A 329-nucleotide genomic window follows, 5' to 3' on the forward strand; every position below is an offset into this window, starting at 1 on the left:
AGAACCCGTGAGGCAGAACCGAAAAAATGGGCGAGTTTACAAAATCGGTTGGGTAATATCTACTCTGACGATGTTCCCGGAGACAAAGCGGAAAACTTGGAAACCGCCATTCGTTACTACGAAGCGGCATTAGAAGTCTATACCCGTGAAGCCTATCCCCAAGATTGGGCAATGGTACAAGTGAATCTGGGCGGAACTTATCGCAACCGAATCGAAGGAGACAAACTAGAGAACTGGCATCAGGCAATTGCTTGTTATGAAGCGGCATTACAGGTGAGAACCCGTGAGGCAGAACCGAAAAAATGGGCGAGTTTACAAAATCGGTTGGG

General features: G+C 47.7%; 1 pseudogene. It reads left to right on the forward strand.

The window, feature by feature from the left end:
* Positions 1 to 329, forward strand: a pseudogene (locus LKK83_RS30670) (CHAT domain-containing protein); the annotation flags it as partial.

Origin of the sequence: Phormidium sp. CCY1219 (assembly GCF_035615515.1) — a bacterium.
Lineage (GTDB): Bacteria > Cyanobacteriota > Cyanobacteriia > Cyanobacteriales > Laspinemataceae > CCY1219.